Consider the following 16,939-nt stretch of genomic DNA (forward strand, 5'->3'; position numbering starts at 1 on the left):
GGCTCAGTCCCGGCGGGCCGTGCGCATCCCCGCCGCGGCACCGACGGCGAGCAGGAACAGGAATCCCAGGACTAAGCACCAGACGGGTCTCGGCGCGTGGAAGAGGGCAAGAGGCAGGACGGCCACGGGCACGAGTGCGACGCTGCCGATCAGTTCACTGCGGTACTTGCTGCGAGGCGGGTCGTAGCGGTCACGGTCGACCGGTGCGGCGGGCAGGAGCACCGCGGTCCGGGGCAGATAGGCGGTGGTCCGCGCCAGCTCCGAGGCGATGCGGCCGGCCCTGGCGCGATACCCGGCGAACTCGTCGCCGTAGACGGGAGGCGCGCCGTACGTGGGGTCGGTGTCCACCCACCCGGTGACCTGGGCCGTCCGGAAGGTCTTGCCGAGCTGGTCGGCGAGTTCGCGCCACTCCGGGAGGCCGGTCAAGTCGGCGAGTCCGGCGAGCCGGGGCAGGACGGCGTCGATGCCGGCGTGACCGTCGTCCCCGGTGGGGATCGGACGAGGGTCGAAGACGAGCACGAGCCGCCGCAGGTAGTCCGTGAGGTCGATCCAGCAGACCGCCGCGTTCCTGCCCTGCTTGGAGGTGGTGGTGGGCAGGTCCTCGTCCAGTTCGGCCAACAGCGGTTCGGCCCTGAGCAGGGCGCTGCGGCGCGACTCCGCGATCCTCGCCTCGATCGTGAGGAGCAGGGCCTCGGCCTCCTCGGCCGCGGCTTGCAACGCGGCCCGGTCCGAGGGGCGCAGGCGGCTGGGGATCAGATCGGTGCGGCCGGCCGTCCGCAACTGCTCATAGGCCACCGCCCACCTGAGCCTCCACTCCTCCGGGTCCGCTCCGGCGTGCGCGGCGAGCGCGACGACCAGGGCCAGGGAAGGCAGCTTCTTCGCGGTGAAGGCCTTGGAGAACTCCGAACTGGACCAGTTCAGATCCCTCTTGAGCGCTTCAAGGGTCTGAGTCCCCTTCAACTGCCCGAGGTCCCGGGCGAATTCGCGAAGGTGTGGATCAAGTCCCGGTATGTCCAGGCCCTTGGGTGGCCGTCCGCGCCGCGCATCCCTCTGCTCAGCCATGCCCTCCAGGCTAGCGGGGAGCCGCGTGGACGCTCCGGAAAAAATCCTGACCTGCGCTCTTCTTCCCGCTCGTGGTCCGGAAACAAAGACCCGTCCTGAACCCCGTGGCCCCCGGCTACAACCGAGTCAGCGCTCCGACCGGCGGGGCGCACCACCCGGAAGGCAGGCCGACCGGCCATGACCACGAACCGAAACCCCCGACACCCGAACCCACGACTCGACCTGGTGGCCTTCCTGGCCGTCGTGACCGCGGGCGTCGTACTGCTTCTGTGCGGCGTCTCGACCACCGCCCTGACCGCGGGGAGCGCGGCGCTGGCCGCCCTCTACCGTGCCTGGACCGACTCCCGCCGCCGCCCTGAGACGCCTCCGCGGTCCCGCACCGAGGAGTGCGATCGGTGACCGGCGTCAGTCGGTGCGCGGGTCCTCCGGCTTGAGGGATTTCAGGAACTCCGGGTTGTCGTCAGGGGCGACCCAGCGCTCGCGCGGCTGCCGGGTCCTGCCCGCGATCAGCCAGGCCACCGGACCGACCAGGACCTCGCCGAAGAGCAGGATGACGAACACCCACGCCAGCTTCGGCAGGGCGCGGACCTCGTCCTCGGGGGTGTTCAGGCAGTCCACGAAGGCGTAGATCCACAGCGCGAGGATCAGCAAGTAGGGCAGATACCTGAGCATGGCGGCCAGACTAGCGGGTGACCTGGGCCGCGGATCGGCACCCGGGCATCATGGTTCTCCGTCTGATGGGAGGGGGCCAGCGGTGGCCATGATCGTGGGCGCCCGGCCTCGCGGGAGGCGGGGGCCGGGGGGCGGGCGGTCTCGCAGGAGCCGGGCGGCGGTCGGGCTGGCCGTGGTCGGGTTGCTGGCCGGTACCGGACTGGTCGCCGGTGAGCTGGACTCGCCGGTGTTCGGGCTGGCGCAGGGGCCGTTCGCGAAGGACCCGGGGTGCGGGCGGCTCGCCGATCGTTATCCCGAGCGGCTCGGGGGCGCCGTCCGGGACCGGGTGTCGTTCGAGGGGCTCGCCGTGTGGGGCCACGGGACCGTGGAGCTGTGGTGCGGCGTGAACCCGCCGGCGCCGACCACGGACGCCTGCGTCAGCGTGGACGGCGTCGACTGGGTGTGGCGGGAGTCGGCGGGGGACGGCCGTAAGAAGCTGGTCACCTACGGCCGCAGCCCCGCCGTGGAGGTCTCGGTGAGCGACTCCGTGGCGAGGCTGGACACGGTCCTCGTGGACCTGAGCCACCTGGTGGCGCCGATCCGGGAAGGCGCCGAGTGCCTTGCCGTGGCGCCCCTTTAGGGGCGCTGGGGGTACCCCCGGCCGAAGGCTGGGGGAGGTACTGCGCGACAAGCCACGAACCACCGGTAGTCGCCGTCGCACGGAACCACCGCGCCCCTCGGCCGCGCTATTCCGCCAGCAGCGGCCGGGTGATGCTGCGGACGTCGGCCTCCGTCAGCGGGCTCGGGTACTTCGCGGCGATCTTCCCGTCCCGGTCGATGAAGAGGGTGTACGGCAGCGCCTGCGGCAGGTACCCCTTCGGCAGCCGGACCAGCTTGTGGCTGCCGGGGTCGTGCAGGCTCGGATACACCAGGTCGTGCTCGTCCTGGAACGCGCGCCCGCTGTCCCGCCGGGCATCCGTGTCCACCCCGAGCACCTGGACCCCCTTGGCCGCCAACTCCCGCTGCGCCTTGGACAGTTCGGGTGCCTCGGCGCGGCAGGGCCCGCACCAGGACGCCCAGACGTTCAGCACGACGACCTTGCCCCGGTACTGGGCGAGGCTGACCGCCCTGCCGTCGAGGCTGCTGCCGGTGAGGTCGGGTGCCGTCCTCCGGTCGGCGGCCGGCACCCGGGTCAGCGGGGAGCCGGGCGAGCCGCCGGCCTCCCGCGGCGGCGCACAGGCGGCGAGCGGAAGCGCGAGGAGCAGGGCGAGCAGCGGTAACCGGCGATGACGTCTCACGGCCGACGAGTATGCAGGGGGCGGTGACCGGGCCCGGACCCCGGGTGGCCGATACTGGGACACATGGCTTACGACGATCTTCGCTCCCTGCTCCGGGCACTGGAGCGCGAGGGAGACCTCAAGCGTGTCAAGGCCGAGGTCGACCCGTATCTGGAGGTCGGGGAGATCGTCGACCGGGTGCAGAAGGCGGGCGGACCGGCCCTGCTCTTCGAGAACGTGAAGGGGTCGAGCATGCCCCTCGCGATGAACGTGTTCGGCACCGACCGACGGCTGCTGAAGGCCCTGGACCTGAAGTCGTACGGCGAGATCTCCGAGAAGATCGGCGGGCTGCTGCGCCCCGAGCTGCCGCACGGCTTCGTCGGCGTGCGCGAGGCGTTCGGGAAGCTCGGCGCGATGACGCACGTACCGCCGAAGAAGGTGAAGTCCGGGGACGCCCCGGTGCAGGAGGTCGTCCTGCACGGCGACGACGTCGACCTGGACCAGCTCCCGGCGCTGTTCACCTGGCCGCAGGACGGCGGCTCCTTCTTCAACCTGGGCCTGACCCACACCAAGGACCCCGAGACCGGCATCCGCAACCTCGGCCTGTACCGGCTCCAGCGCCACGACCGGCGCACCATCGGCATGCACTGGCAGATCCACAAGGACAGCCGCAACCACTACCAGGTCGCGGCGCGGAAGGGAGAGCGGCTCCCGGTCGCGATCGCGTTCGGCTGCCCGCCCGCCGTCACCTACGCCTCCACCGCCCCCCTCCCCGGCGACATCGACGAGTACCTCTTCGCCGGGTTCATCGCCGGCAAGCGGATCGAGATGGTCGACTGCAAGACGGTCCCGCTCCAGGTCCCGGCCAACGCCGAGGTCGTCCTGGAGGGCTGGCTGGAGCCGGGCGAGATGCTCCCCGAGGGCCCGTTCGGCGACCACACCGGCTTCTACACCCCCCAGGAGCCGTTCCCGGCGCTGACCATCGACTGCGTGACGATGCGCAAGCGCCCGCTTCTCCAGGCGATCGTCGTCGGCCGTCCCCCGACGGAGGACGGCCCCCTCGGCCGCGCCACCGAGCGCTTCTTCCTGCCCCTGCTGAAGATCATCGTCCCGGACATCGTGGACTACCACCTGCCCGAGGCCGGCGGCTTCCACAACTGCGCGATCGTCTCGATCGACAAGAAGTACCCGAAGCACGCGCAGAAGGTCATGCACGCGGTCTGGGGGGCGCACATGATGTCCCTCACCAAGCTGATCGTGGTCGTCGACTCCGACTGCGACGTCCACGACCTGCACGAGGTCGCCTGGCGAGCTCTCGGCAACACCGACTACGCCCGCGACCTCACGGTCGTCGAAGGCCCCGTCGACCACCTCGACCACGCCTCCTACCAGCAGTTCTGGGGCGGCAAGGCGGGAATCGACGCGACGAAGAAGTGGCCCGAGGAGGGCTACACCAGGGACGGGGGCTGGCCGGACATGGTCCTGTCGGACCCGGATACGGCGGCGACGGTCGACCGCCGCTGGAAGGAGTACGGCCTGTGAGCTCCGCCTCCGCAGCACTCCCGCAGCCGGGACGCACGAAAGCCTTCCTCCGCCTGGTGATGATCGAGCACTCGGTCTTCGCCCTGCCCTTCGCGTACATCGCCGCGCTGACCGCGATGTTCGAGATGGACAAGAACATCCACTGGGGCCGGCTGCTCCTCGTCACGATCTGCATGGTCGGCCTGCGCACCTTCGCGATGGCCGTGAACCGGATCATCGACCGCGAGATCGACGCCCGGAACCCGCGCACGGCCCACCGGGAGCTGGTCACCGGTGCGATGAGCGTCAAGCACGCCTGGACCGGCGCGCTGATCGCGGTGGCGGTCTTCCTGGGCTCGGCGGCCCTGCTGAACCCCCTCTGCCTGGCGCTCGCGCCCGTCGCCGTGATCCCGATGGTGGTCTACCCCTACGGCAAGCGGTTCACGAACTTCCCCCAGGCCATCCTGGGCCTGGCCCAGGCCATGGGCCCGATCGGCGGCTGGCTGGCGATCACCGGTGAGTGGTCCTGGGACGCGGTGATCCTCGGCCTCGCCGTCGGCATCTGGATCGGCGGCTTCGACCTGATCTACGCCTGCCAGGACGTCGAGACCGACCGCGAGATCGGCGTCATGTCGGTCCCGGCCCGCTTCGGCATCCCGGCGGCGATCTGGGGCGCACGGGTCTGCCACGCGGTGACGACCGGCCTCTTCGTCTGGTACGCCGTGGCGACCGGTGCCGGCGCGTTCTTCTGGCTGGGCCTGCTCATCGTCGCCGGCGCCTTCGTCTACGAACACTCCATCGTCCGCCCCCATGACCTCTCCCGCCTGAACCGAGCCTTCTTCAGCGTCAACGGCTTCATCGGCATCGCCCTCTTCGCGTGCGCGCTGCTGGACCTGCTGGTCCGGGGCCTGAGCGTCTGAGTACCGTCGGCCACCGTGGACCCGTCCTGAACTCGCCGGGTCGCGCCGGTACGCTCAAGATGTGAACGCAGGAGAAACGCAGCGCGTGCCTTGGATCGTGGGGGTGTCCGGGGCGTCCGGAACGCCGTATGCCGCTGCTGTGCTGCGTGCCCTGCTGGACGCGGGGGAGAGCGTCGACCTGGTGGTCAGCCGGGCCTCGCGGCTCACCCTGCTGGACGAGACCGGGATCTCCTTCCGGGACGCGCACTGGAAGGACGACCTGGGGGAATGGCTGGCTCGGGGGGCCGACGGCAAGCCGGGGACCTTCCGGGCGGACCTCGCGCGGGTGCGGTACTGGAGTGCCGGGGACCTGGCCGCCGGGCCGTCCTCCGGGTCGTACCCGACGAAGGGCATGCTGATCGTGCCGGCGTCCACCGCCGCCGTCGCCGGGGTCGCGCTCGGCCTCTCCAAGGACCTGCTCCAGCGGGCGGCGAGTGTCACCCTGAAGGAGCGCCGGCCGCTCGTCGTCGCCGTCCGCGAGACCCCGCTGAACGGCCAGACCCTGCGCCATCTGGTCACCCTGGACGACCTGGGGGCGGTCGTCGTCCCCACCTCACCCGCCTTCTACGCGGGCGCGACCCACATCCAGGACCTGGTCGACTTCGTCGCCGGGCGGGTGCTGGACGCGGCCGGTGTGGGGCACCGGCTCTACCGCCGCTGGGAAGGGGACCTCGGCGGCGCGAACAAGTAGCACCACGCCCCCCAGCACCACCCCCGGCACCACCTCTGCACCACCTCTCATCTACTTCGGGAACTTTCAGCGGAAGGCTTCGATCGCATGGACGCCGTGGACAGGCAGCTCATCCAGGCCCTGAGGGAGAACGGCCGGGCCTCGTACGCGGAGCTGGGCCGCCTCGTCGGACTGTCGGGACCCAGCGTCACCGACCGCATCAACCGGCTGGAGGCGGCCGGGGTCATCACCGGTTACCGCGCCACCGTCAACGCGGCCTCGCTCGGCCTCGGTGTCATCGCCCTCATCGGCATCTCCCTCTCGGACGCGGCCGACCACGAGGACGTGGCACAGCGGCTGCGGGACCTGCCGGAGATCGAGGACTGCTGGTTCATCGCCGGCGACGACTCCTTCATGCTCAAGGTGCGCTCCACCGACGTGGACGGCCTGGAGAAGACCATCCGGCGACTGTCCGGGACGAAGGGCGTCTCCCGGACCCGTACCACGATCGTGCTGTCCACGAAGTGGGAGAACCGGGTCGGGGAACTTCCCGAAGAGGCTTAGGCGCCTTCAGCGCCGTTTGGGGGCACCTCCCGCCCGAAGGGCGGGGGCGTAACGTTGTCGGAGTTGTCGTAGAGAGGTGTGGGCATGGACGTCGGGCTCAAGCGTGAGCTGGAGGAGAAGGTCAGGGCCGGTGAGCGGCTGACCCGCGAGGACGGCATCGCGCTGTACGAGTCGGACGACCTCGCCTGGCTCGGCGGCCTCGCTCACGAGGTGCGGACGCGGAAGAACGGCGACGTCGTCCACTTCAACGTCAACCGCCACCTCAACATGACGAACGTGTGCACCGCGTCCTGCGCGTACTGCTCGTTCCAGCGCAAGCCGGGCGAGAAGGACGCGTACACGATGCGCATCGAGGAGGCGGTGAAGCTCGCCAAGGCGATGGAGGGCGAGAACCTCACCGAGCTGCACATCGTCAACGGCCTGCACCCGAACCTGCCGTGGCGGTACTACCCCCGGTCGCTGCGGGAACTCAAGGCGGCCCTCCCGAACGTCTCGCTGAAGGCCTTCACGGCCACGGAGATCCACCACTTCGAGACGATCAGCGGGCTGTCGGCGTCGGAGATCCTGGACGAGCTGATCGACGCGGGGCTGGAGTCCCTGACCGGCGGCGGCGCGGAGATCTTCGACTGGGAGGTCCGGCAGCACATCGTGGACCACCGCACCCACTGGGAGGACTGGTCCCGGATCCACCGCCTGGCGCACGAGAAGGGTCTGAAGACCCCGTGCACCATGCTGTACGGCCACATCGAGGAGCCGAGGCACAGGGTGGACCACGTCCTCCGCCTCCGCGAACTCCAGGACGAGACGAACGGCTTCCAGGTCTTCATCCCGCTCCGCTACCAGCACGACTTCGTGGACATGAAGGACGGGAAGGTCAGGAACCGGCTCCAGGCGCGGACCCAGATGGCGACCGGCGCGGAGGCCCTGAAGACCTTCGCGGTCTCCCGGCTCCTCTTCGACAACGTCCCGCACGTCAAGGTCTTCTGGGTCATGCACGGGGTGCAGACGGCGCAGCTGGCGCTCCAGCACGGGGCCGACGACATGGACGGCTCGGTGGTCGAGTACAAGATCACCCACGACGCGGACAACTACGGCACGCCGAACAAGCTGACCCGCGACGACCTGCTGGACCTCATCCGCGACGCGGGCTTCCGCCCGGTGGAACGCAACACCCGCTACGAGATCATCCGCGAGTACGACGGCCCGGACCCGGCCCGCAGGGAGTCCCCGCAGCCGATGCGGGTGTGAGACCCCGGGGGGCTCCGCCCCCCGGACCCCCCGGGACCCTCGCCCACCCACCACCCGACTCGGTGGGCAAAAAGGCGAGGCCATGGCCGCCCGCGCCCCGTAAGGGGCGCGGGGCTGTATCTGATTTGCGGCTCCGCCGCGTGGGCGCGACCAGCCCCCACCGACCCGCAGCCGGGACAGTGCCGAACCCCTCACGGCGAAAAGCCTCTCCACACCCCTCGCTGTAATAGATACGATCCGCCCATGCCCCTTACCTTCACCCTCGACCCCGCCGTCACCCCCGCCCTCCGCGACGGTGTCCTCGGCCTGTGGACGGACGTGTCGAATGCCGGCGGGGCCGTCGGCTTCGTCGCTCCCGTGACCTCCGAGGAGATCCGCCCGGAGCTGGTCAGGCACTTCACCGCGATGGCCGAGGGGCGTCACCGCCTCCTCGTCGGGCAGGACGAGGCGGGCGAGGTCGCCGCCACCGCCTTCTTCTCCTTCAACACGCACCGGCTGATGAAGCACTGGGTGTGGCTGTACACGGTGATGGTGCACCCGAGGCACCAGGGCCGGGGATACGGGCGCGACCTGCTCGCGGCCGCCGCCGGCGCCGCCCGTGGCTTCGACGGCATCGACGCGATACGGCTCACCTGCCGCGGCGGCCTCGGCCTGGAGGAGTTCTACGGCTCCTGCGGATACAAGGAGGTCGGCCGGATCCCCGCCGCGATCCGCGTCGCACCCGGCGACGACCGCGACGACATCACCATGCTGCTCCCGCTGGCCTGAAGGCCCGACCGGACCCCGGTGCAAGATCGACCCCACGCCGTGCTTCACTGGACGGTGCCCCTTTTCGTCATCGGAAGACTGGATTGAGATGCTCCGCTACACGCTGATGCGCCTCGGTATCTTCGCGGGCTGCCTCCTCGTCGTCTGGGGCCTCGTCTACGCCGGAGCGTTCCCGCGTGGCTTCGGCGACTCCAACCCCTTCTGGGTGCTGCTGCTCTCCCTCGTCCTGTCGGCGCCGATCAGTTTCGTCGTGCTGCGCAAGGAGCGGGACCGCGCCTCCGTGCAGGTCTCGCAGCGGGTCGACCGGATGAAGGCCAACATCGAGGCCAACCGCAGCCAGGAGGACGCGGCGGTCGACGAGGCGGACCAGGCCCAGGCCCAGGCCCCGGGGCAGGCCCAGACCTCTTCCTGAGCGGCTCCCCGCTCTCCGGCCCCAACTAGGCTTTGTCCCATGGGGACCGTCAAGACCAAGCGGATGCCGCGCGCGGTACGTGAGCAGCAGATGCTGGACGCCGCCGTGCGGACCTTCGGCCAGCGCGGCTACATGACCGCGTCGATGGACGAGATCGCCGAACTGGCCGGTGTCTCCAAGCCGTTGGTGTATCTGTACCTCAACTCGAAGGAAGACCTGTTCGCGGCGTGCATCCGCCGCGAGGCCGGAGCCCTGACCGAGGCGGTCCGGGCCGGCGTCGACCGCGAACTGCCCGCCGACCGTCAGCTCTGGGACGGACTCCGGGCGTTCTTCACGTACACCGCGGACCACCCCGACGGCTGGTCGGTGCTGCACATCCAGGCCCGTACCCACGGCGAGCGGTTCGCCTCCGAGGTCGCGGCGATGCGCGAGGAGATCGTCGCGTTCGTGACCCAGCTCATCGTCGCCGCCGCCCGCGAGGCGCACCGCGATCCCGACCTGGGGGAGGGCGAGGTGGCGGGCCTCGCCGAGGCACTGGTGGGCGCGGCCGAGTCCCTCGCGGCCTGGGCCAACGCCACACCAGGGGTAACGGCACGTCAGGCGGCGGCGACCCTGATGAACTTCGCCTGGGCGGGCCTGGGCAACCTGATGGAGGGCCGGCCGTGGTCCCCGCCGTGACCGGCCCGGCCCGTCAGACGGAACCCCAGCGGCGCAGGGCGGGCGCGAGCCGCTGATGGCCCACGCGGTACAGCTTCTTGGCACCCCGCCCGGCGACCGCCCGGACGGCCTTCTTCACCCGCCCCCGGCCGCCGCCGCCCAGCGGCACCGGCAGCGGGCGGCCCTGCTCGTCGAAGCCGTTGTTGCGGAGGATGCCGTCGAGGTAGATGCCGGCGTTCTGCGGCGTGTAGTACGGGCGCAGCGGCGGTAGCGGTTGCAGCGGGTCGGTGGCGCGCAGCGCGGCGATGCGGGCCCGGGCCGCGGTGTACGGGTCGCTCCTGCCGATGCCGTGTGCCGCCGCCCATGCCGGGTCCGGCTGCGGGAGCGCGCCCGCGTCGATGTCGTCCCAGGAGGCGAGGCAGCCGGAGTGCACGAAGTAGTGGTTGCCGTGGGCCTCGCGGACGCCGAAGTCGGTGAGGATCGCGGTGGGTATCCGCCGGTGCATCGACTCCAGGGCGGCCGTCGAGCTCACCGTGACCAGCAGGTCGGTGCGGTCCAGCACCTCGGCCATGTTGCCGTAGACGAGCTGGAGGTTCGCGGGCGCGGGTTCGGCGAGGGTCTCGACCAGCTTCTGGTACGGGTCCCGTTCCTCGTGGGTGGTCTGCTCGCCGGGCCGGCTGCGCAGCTTGACCAGCACGAGCCGATCCGGCTGCAGGCGCGCGTGGGCGGCGGCCCGCTCCAGGAGCCTGAGCCGGGACGCGCGGTCCTTGGGCACGGACGGCTGGGCGGCGAAGGTGACGGTGAACGGCCGCTCGGAGGAGGGCCGGTAGGGGGCGCCGCCGAGGAAGGGCAGGGCGCACTCGACGACCGAGTCGGGGTCGGCACCCACGCTCGCGAAGACGGAGCGGAACCGCCGGGTGTCGTGGTCGGAGTTGGCGAGCACGAGATCCGTGCCGGCGCGGGTCATGAGACCGTCGACCATCTTCTCGTAGACCACGCCGACGTACCCGCTGACCGTGATCGGCCGGTGCAGCCGGCCCTCCCAGGCGATCCCCAGGCTGTGGACTAGCGTCAGGACGGTGCCGCCGAGGACCGCCAGCACGACGATGTCGGCGCTCGCCAGCTCCTCGTCGTCGACCAGTTCGGTGGCGCGTACCTCGCGCCGGGTGTCGGGCTCGATGCCGATCTCGGCGAGCTGCCGTTCGGTGGGCGTGGACCGGCCCCGCAGGAAGTACGCGTCCAGCGCGTGCTCGGGGGCGATCTGCCGGGCCACCGACGCACCCCATTTCCAGCGGGTGTCCGAGTCGGCGATTACTGCGACGCGTCTGGGAGGCATGCTCAGTGCCCTTCGTGCAATGGATCACAAAAGTGAGCAGAGGCTAAGGACGCATTCTTGGCGCAGCATTAGGGATTCCTTCACGGATCCTTGGACGAGCTGGGTGTCCGGTGTGAGGAGACCTCCGGCCACCGCGGCCACCTGCGGATTCGCAACGGCATGACAGGAGTCGCACAGAAAGGCGAAACACAGTCTTTGTGCATTCTTAGCAGATCACCGGGCAACGCGTGGGCGCACGCTGCCCTCCACATGTAGCCGGTCTCCACTCCGCAATTGAAAGCGACCGTCCTCGGCGGCGTATTCGACCGTGCCCGGCAGCAGCACCGGCGCCCGGAACTCCGCCCGTACCTCCGCCGCCGCCGGCACCCCGTGCGCGGCGAGACACCGGGCCACGGTCCACATGCCGTGCGCGATGGCCCGGGGGAAGCCGAAGAGGCGGGCGGTGAGCGGGTGCAGGTGTATGGGGTTGCGGTCCCCGGAGGCGGCCGCGTAGCGCCGGCCGACATCCCCGGCGATCCGCCACTCCTCGACGACGGGCAGGGGCCCGGGCTCGTTCCGGGCCGTCTCACCGGAGTGCCGCGTACGGTGCCGCGCCAGATACGTGCTGCGCGACTCCCATACGACGTCCTCGCCGACCCGCACCCCGGTCACGACGGTGGCCTCGGTGCCCCGCCGGTGCGGGCTCAGCTTCTCCACATGGACGGCCATGTCGTACGTGCCGTCCCCGGGCAGCTCGGCATACCGCTCGATCTCGATGGAGGTGTGCACCAGCCCCAGCAACGGCAGCGGAAAGTCCCGCGCGCTCATGAGCCGCATGGCCAACGGAAACCCGAGCACATGCGGGTACGTGATCGGCAGCCCGTCGTCGCCGGTGGCGAACCCGCAGACACGCTCGTAGGCGGCGAGCTTTTCGAGGTCGGGGCGGACCTGGGGGAGGAGGAGACAGGTGCGGGGGAAGCGGGCGTCGGGGGTGGGCCGTTTGAAGGGGGACTGCAATGCACCGCGGGCGAGGAGGGGCCCCAGCGAGGGTGCACTGTCGAGGACAATCACGAGGTTCGCCTTTCCAGCCGGCGGTGGAAGTGCCCTGCTTCCGCTTTTGGCGCGCCCGGCACCTCACCGGCCGGGGACGGCGCTTGCGGCGGCCGCACCGACAGGGCCGGTTGCAGCGGGGTGGGGAATCGGCCGGGTGCCGTGGCGGTGAAGCTCGGACAGCGGTCCGTCATTTCCGTCCCCCATGTCGCCCGATTCCTGACTCTGGAGTAAGGTTACCGTAGGTAAGTCTATGTCACAGCTGTCAAGTGCCGGGAAACGGACCGAACGTGAAGGACCCTCACGTAACCTCCGGGATTGCACAGGCCCGTCCCCGGACAACCCCCGAATACCCACAAGCCCGCCACAGCGGCCCCGTACGATCTCCAGCCTGAACCGCCGGTAACCCCTTTCCGAGGGCCGGTGCCGGTGAACGCCTCGGTGCGCGAGGCACGTACGTCATGCAGCAAGCAGTTCACCGCTGCACGCCCGAGGAGCCGCCCCGTGTCCACGTCCTCTTATCCGAGCGCCGCCCCCGTCTCCTCGGGCGCGGCGATCCAGGCCACGGACTACGACGGGAAGCCGATCCTGGTCGAGCCCCTCGTCCAGCGGCTGGACGGGGTGGTGCGGGAGGCGTACGTACCGCCGTTCGCGCCGCCGGTGCGGCACGGGTCGCTCGGCGACCTGCCGTTCGAGAACGCGGAGGCGGAGCCGGGCGCCGTGGTGCTCAGCCGCAAGTCGGGCGAGGGCGAAGGCCATTGGGAGAACGTGACGGCCGCGGAGTTCGCCGCGCAGGTGCTGGCGGTGGCCAAGGGCCTGATCGCGGAGGGGCTGATGCCGGGCGACAGGATCGCGATCATGGCCCGGACGACGTACGAGTGGACGCTCCTCGACTTCGGCGCCTGGGCGGCCGGCCTGGTGACCGTGCCGGTCTACCCGACCTCCTCGGTCTTCCAGACCCGCTGGATCATGCACGACTCGGGTGCCGTCGCCCTGGTCACCGAGACCACCGCGCAGGCCGCCGCGCTCGGCCCCGAACTCGACCGGCTGCCCGACCTCAGGCACCTGTGGGTGATGGAGAAGGGGCACGTGGACCGGCTCGCGGAGGCCGGTGCGCAGGTGCCGGACGCCGAGGTGGGCGTACGGCGCGGCATGCTGGGCCCCGACACGCTCGCCACCCTCATCTACACCTCGGGCACCACCGGCCGCCCCAAGGGCTGCGCCCTCTCGCACGGCAACTTCTTCGCCGAGGTCGACAACGCGATCGAACTCCTCTACCCGATCTTCAAGTCGCGCGACGACGATGAGGTCTCCATCCTCCTCTTCCTGCCCATGTCCCACGTCTTCGGGCGCATGGTGGCGATCGCCTGCATACGCGCCGGGGTCCGCCTCGGCCACGCCCCCAGCCTCAAGGCCGAGGACCTGCTCCCGGACCTGGCCGGCTTCAGACCGACCTGTCTCCTCACCATCCCGTACATGCTGGAGAAGGTCTTCAACACCGCGCGGGCGAAGGCGGAGGCAGGCGGCCGGGTCTCGGTCTTCGACCGGGCCACCGGGGTCGCCCAGCGGTACGGCGAGGCGCTGGAGGCCAAGCAGACCGGCACCGGCAGCGGCCCCGGCCGCGCCCTGAAGACGGCCCGTTCCTTCTACGACCCGCTCGTCTACCGCCGTATCCGCACCGCCATGGGCGGCAAGGTCCGGCACATCATCTGCGGCGGCTCACCGCTGGGCCGTCGCCTCGCCGCGTTCTACGCCGGGGCCGGCATCGAGATCTACGAGGGCTACGGCCTGACCGAGACCACGGCGGCGACCACCTGCACCCCGCCCCTCAAACCCCGCCTGGGCACGGTGGGCTGGCCGATGCCCGGCACCAAGGTCCGGATCGCCGCCGACGGGGAGATCCTGGTCGCCGGTGACCACGTGCTGCGCGGCTACTGGGACCCGCAGGCCGGCGGGGTCGTCCCGGCCACCCGGGACGGCTGGCTGGCCACCGGCGACCTGGGCGAACTGGACGACGAGGGCTACCTCACCATCACCGGCCGCAAGAAGGAGATGCTGATCACGGCCGGCGGCAAGTCGGTGGCCCCGGCCCCGCTGGAGAACTGGCTGCGCTCGCACCCCCTCATCTCCCAGGTGATGCTGGTCGGCGACGGGCTGCCCTACGTCAGCGCCCTCATCACCCTCGACCGGGACGGCCTCACCCACTGGCGCCAGATGAACGGCAAGCACCCGGTGCCGCCGGAACTCCTCATGGACGACATGGAGTTGCGGGCCGTCCTGCAGCGCGCCGTCGACGAGGCCAACAAACTGGTCTCCCGTCCCGAGTCCATCCGCCGCTTCGAGATGCTCCCCGTCGACTTCACCGAGGAGGCCGGGCACCTGACCCCGTCGATGAAGCTGCGCCGCGAGGTGATCATGAAGGACTTCACGCCGGAGATCGAGAGCCTGTACGCGAAGTAGGTCACACGGCGTCGGCTCTGGTTAGGCCAGCTGGCCTCACTGGCGGGCGGAATCACCGGTCGCGGATATCCCCCGTGCTTCCATCGCGGATGGAGGTGCACCATGGCTGACAACAGACAGCGGACCATCCTCACCCGACCCACCGCCACCCGGCGCGGCCTGCTCACCGCGGGCGCCGTGGCCCCCGTACTCGTGGGCGCGGCGACCCCGGACGCCCGCGCACTGCCCCGGGAACGTCCTCGCGCCCTGATCAAACCCACGATGACCGTGCTCGCCGACTGGGCCGAGGTCACCAAGGCCCTTGGCCGGCCGGGTGAGATGAAGCGGTACATGTACCACACCGGCCTGCCCCGCCGGGACCTCGACGTCGTCTCCCGGGGCGTGCGGATCGAAACCGCACTGGCCCTCGGCACCCACGTGTCCTTCGTGCGGTACGAGGACGGCGCCCATCTGCTGATGGGCGACGCCGTGGTCACCGAGCAGGAGTTGCAGGGCTTCAGCGACACACTCCTGGAGCACGGCATCGGGATCACCGCCGTGCACAAGCATCTGCTCGCCCACAAGCCCGCCGTCTGGTGGCTGCACCTGCACGCCCACGCCCACGACCCGGTGCCGGTCGCCAAGGGGCTTCGAGCGGCCTTCGGCCGCACCGGTACCCCGCCCTACCGGCCGCCCACCGCCCCGCCGCCGCTCGCCCTGGACACCAAGGGCATCGACGGTGTGTTCGGCGTCGCCGGCTTCCAGGACGAGGGAATCTACAAGAGCACCTGGGTCCGCACCGAGCGGATCCTGGACGGCGACATGATCCTGCCGCCCGGCCTCGGCGCGACGACCACGGTCAACTTCCAGCCGGTGGGCGGCGGGAGGGCCGTGACCAACGGGGATTTCGTGATGACCGCGAGCGAGGTCCAGCCGGTCCTGAGGATCCTGCGCAAGGGCGGGGTGGAACTCGTGGAACTGCATCACCACAACCTGACCGACGAGCCGCGGTTGTTCTTCGTCCACTACTGGGGCACGGGCGATGCCGTACGGCTCGCGAAGGTCCTGCGCGAGGCCGTCCACGCCACCGCCGTGGTACCGATGGCGGGGGTGACCGGCTGATGACGGCTCACCGCGACCAGGCGGTCACCTGCCCCTTCGCGTTCAGCGAGGCCCTCGACTTCGACCCGGTCCTGGCCGGTCTCATGGAGCGCGAGTCCCTCGCCAGGATCCACCTGCCGTACGGTCGGCCGGACGCCTGGCTGGTCACCGGGTTCGAGTCGGTGCAGCGGGTGACCACGGACCACCGCTTCAGCCGGGCCGGGATCATCCGGCACGACTATCCGCGTCTCACGGCGGAGCCGATCGTCTCCCCCGAGTCCATCAACGTGATGGACCCGCCGCACAGCAGCCGGATCCGGCATCTGGCCACCCAGGCCTTCACCCAGCGCCATGTGGACCACATGCGGGAGCGGATCACGCTCCTCGCGGACCGGCTCCTGGACGAGATGGAGTCCGAGGGACCGCCGGCCGACCTGGTCCGCCATCTGTCCGACACCCTTCCCCAGCACACGATCCTGGACCTGCTCGGCATCGAACGCGCCGAGTGGCCGCGGATGCAGGAGGACGTCCACCGCCTGCTGGTGCTCGGCGCGGGCAGCCGGGACGTCGCGCGGGCGGCCAAGGAGGGCCTGACGGCCTACTTCACCGAGCTCGTCGCCGAGCGCCGGAACAACCCCGGTACGGACATCATCAGCGTGCTCGCCGAGGCGCGGGACGGCGAGGACCAGCTCGACGACAAGGAACTGGCCGTCCTCGCGCTGACGTTCACACTCAGCGGACAGGACACGGCGACCTGCCAGATCAGCAACATCGTGTATCTGCTGCTGACCCGGCCGGAACTGGTCGAGTACGCCCGCACGCAGCGCGGGAACCTGACGGACTTCCTGCACGAACTGCTCCGGTACATCCCCTTCCGCAAGGGCGTGGGCATTCCCCGGGTGGCGCTGGAGGACGTGGAGATGGACGGGGTGGTCATCCGGCGCGGTGACTTCGTCCACGTCTCGTACCTGGCGGCCAACCGCGACCCGGACCGCTTTGCGGACCCCCACGAGATCGTGCCCGGCCGTCTCGGGGCTCAGCACATGACCTTCGGCTGGGGCGGCCACCGCTGCATCGCGGTCCCCCTGGCGATGGCCGAACTGGAGGTCGCGGTGGGCCGCCTCCTGGACCGCTTCCCCGCGCTCCGCCTGGCGGTACGCCCGGACGAGGTCCGCTGGGACACCGAGACCATCCGCCGCTTCCCCCTGGAGCTGCCGGTGGCCTGGTAGGCCGTGTGCTGGGTGA

The 16,939-nt window shown here is 70.6% G+C and carries 18 protein-coding genes; 13 read left to right on the forward strand and 5 right to left on the reverse strand.

Features of this window, described 5'->3' with window-relative positions; genetic code table 11:
* Window positions 1-3: 3 nt before the first annotated feature.
* The gene (locus tag KVT45_RS18450) at window positions 4-1,062 is read right to left on the reverse strand and encodes a hypothetical protein (protein WP_217548814.1); all 1,059 of its coding nucleotides are present in this window, start codon (window positions 1,060-1,062) and stop codon (window positions 4-6) included.
* A 177-nt stretch (window positions 1,063-1,239) separates the two neighbouring features.
* On the opposite strand from KVT45_RS18450, the gene KVT45_RS18455 reads away from it, so the two are divergent.
* On the forward strand, window positions 1,240-1,461 hold the full coding sequence (locus KVT45_RS18455) for a hypothetical protein (RefSeq protein WP_217548816.1): 222 nt from the start codon (window positions 1,240-1,242) through the stop codon (window positions 1,459-1,461).
* A 6-nt stretch (window positions 1,462-1,467) separates the two neighbouring features.
* Here the strand turns inward: KVT45_RS18455 and KVT45_RS18460 are convergent, their stop codons facing one another.
* Window positions 1,468-1,734, reverse strand: a complete 267-nt coding sequence (locus KVT45_RS18460; protein ID WP_217548818.1) for a PLD nuclease N-terminal domain-containing protein — start codon at window positions 1,732-1,734, stop codon at window positions 1,468-1,470.
* Window positions 1,735-1,822: 88 nt separating this feature from the next.
* Here KVT45_RS18460 and KVT45_RS18465 point away from each other — a divergent pair, with 88 nt between their 5' ends.
* Window positions 1,823-2,353 (forward strand): DUF3515 family protein, encoded by a 531-nt coding sequence (locus KVT45_RS18465; protein WP_217549209.1) that lies wholly within the window; start codon window positions 1,823-1,825, stop codon window positions 2,351-2,353.
* Between the two features lie 106 nt (window positions 2,354-2,459).
* On the opposite strand, the gene KVT45_RS18470 is transcribed toward KVT45_RS18465, so the two are convergent.
* Complete coding sequence (locus tag KVT45_RS18470; protein WP_217548820.1) at window positions 2,460-3,011, reverse strand: TlpA disulfide reductase family protein; 552 nt, start codon at window positions 3,009-3,011, stop codon at window positions 2,460-2,462.
* Window positions 3,012-3,074: 63 nt separating this feature from the next.
* Between KVT45_RS18470 and KVT45_RS18475 the strand changes: the two genes are divergently transcribed.
* From KVT45_RS18475 to KVT45_RS18510, 8 genes are all read left to right on the forward strand, one after another.
* Entirely contained in the window at window positions 3,075-4,532 is a 1,458-nt protein-coding gene (locus KVT45_RS18475; RefSeq protein WP_217548822.1) for a menaquinone biosynthesis decarboxylase, read from the forward strand.
* The gene (gene mqnP / locus KVT45_RS18480) at window positions 4,529-5,431 is read left to right on the forward strand and encodes a menaquinone biosynthesis prenyltransferase MqnP (protein WP_217548824.1); all 903 of its coding nucleotides are present in this window, start codon (window positions 4,529-4,531) and stop codon (window positions 5,429-5,431) included. Before KVT45_RS18475 ends, mqnP begins: the two co-directional genes overlap by 4 nt.
* An 85-nt stretch (window positions 5,432-5,516) precedes the next feature.
* Entirely contained in the window at window positions 5,517-6,161 is a 645-nt protein-coding gene (locus KVT45_RS18485; protein WP_217548826.1) for a UbiX family flavin prenyltransferase, read from the forward strand.
* Window positions 6,162-6,248: 87 nt separating this feature from the next.
* The gene (locus KVT45_RS18490; protein WP_089099612.1) at window positions 6,249-6,704 is read left to right on the forward strand and encodes an Lrp/AsnC family transcriptional regulator; all 456 of its coding nucleotides are present in this window, start codon (window positions 6,249-6,251) and stop codon (window positions 6,702-6,704) included.
* Between the two features lie 84 nt (window positions 6,705-6,788).
* Entirely contained in the window at window positions 6,789-7,952 is a 1,164-nt protein-coding gene (gene mqnE, locus KVT45_RS18495; RefSeq protein WP_217548828.1) for an aminofutalosine synthase MqnE, read from the forward strand.
* 243 nt (window positions 7,953-8,195) lie between these two features.
* Window positions 8,196-8,720 carry a GNAT family N-acetyltransferase gene (locus KVT45_RS18500; protein ID WP_217548830.1) on the forward strand — a complete coding sequence of 175 codons (525 nt, stop codon included), beginning with the start codon at window positions 8,196-8,198 and terminating at the stop codon, window positions 8,718-8,720.
* An 88-nt stretch (window positions 8,721-8,808) separates the two neighbouring features.
* Window positions 8,809-9,132: a DUF4229 domain-containing protein gene (locus KVT45_RS18505; RefSeq protein WP_217548832.1), complete on the forward strand. Its 324-nt coding sequence runs from the start codon at window positions 8,809-8,811 to the stop codon at window positions 9,130-9,132.
* A 39-nt stretch (window positions 9,133-9,171) separates the two neighbouring features.
* Window positions 9,172-9,810: a TetR/AcrR family transcriptional regulator gene (locus KVT45_RS18510; RefSeq protein ID WP_217548834.1), complete on the forward strand. Its 639-nt coding sequence runs from the start codon at window positions 9,172-9,174 to the stop codon at window positions 9,808-9,810.
* 13 nt (window positions 9,811-9,823) lie between these two features.
* Here the strand turns inward: KVT45_RS18510 and KVT45_RS18515 are convergent, their stop codons facing one another.
* On the reverse strand, window positions 9,824-11,125 hold the full coding sequence (locus KVT45_RS18515; protein WP_217548836.1) for a DUF6716 putative glycosyltransferase: 1,302 nt from the start codon (window positions 11,123-11,125) through the stop codon (window positions 9,824-9,826).
* Window positions 11,126-11,338: 213 nt separating this feature from the next.
* Window positions 11,339-12,175, reverse strand: a complete 837-nt coding sequence (locus tag KVT45_RS18520; protein ID WP_217548838.1) for a MaoC/PaaZ C-terminal domain-containing protein — start codon at window positions 12,173-12,175, stop codon at window positions 11,339-11,341.
* A gap of 534 nt (window positions 12,176-12,709) precedes the next feature.
* Here KVT45_RS18520 and KVT45_RS18525 point away from each other — a divergent pair.
* The 3 genes from KVT45_RS18525 to KVT45_RS18535 all read left to right on the forward strand — a co-directional run bounded on the left by KVT45_RS18525 (window position 12,710) and on the right by KVT45_RS18535 (window position 16,923).
* On the forward strand, window positions 12,710-14,614 hold the full coding sequence (locus KVT45_RS18525) for a long-chain fatty acid--CoA ligase (protein ID WP_217549211.1): 1,905 nt from the start codon (window positions 12,710-12,712) through the stop codon (window positions 14,612-14,614).
* 102 nt (window positions 14,615-14,716) lie between these two features.
* On the forward strand, window positions 14,717-15,715 hold the full coding sequence (locus KVT45_RS18530; RefSeq protein ID WP_217548840.1) for a DUF1259 domain-containing protein: 999 nt from the start codon (window positions 14,717-14,719) through the stop codon (window positions 15,713-15,715).
* Window positions 15,715-16,923 carry a cytochrome P450 gene (locus tag KVT45_RS18535; RefSeq protein ID WP_217548842.1) on the forward strand — a complete coding sequence of 403 codons (1,209 nt, stop codon included), beginning with the start codon at window positions 15,715-15,717 and terminating at the stop codon, window positions 16,921-16,923. Before KVT45_RS18530 ends, KVT45_RS18535 begins: the two co-directional genes overlap by 1 nt.
* Window positions 16,924-16,939: the final 16 nt, after the last annotated feature.

This window comes from Streptomyces sp. GbtcB6, from assembly GCF_019091475.1.
Classification (GTDB): Bacteria; Actinomycetota; Actinomycetes; order Streptomycetales; family Streptomycetaceae; genus Streptomyces; species Streptomyces hyaluromycini.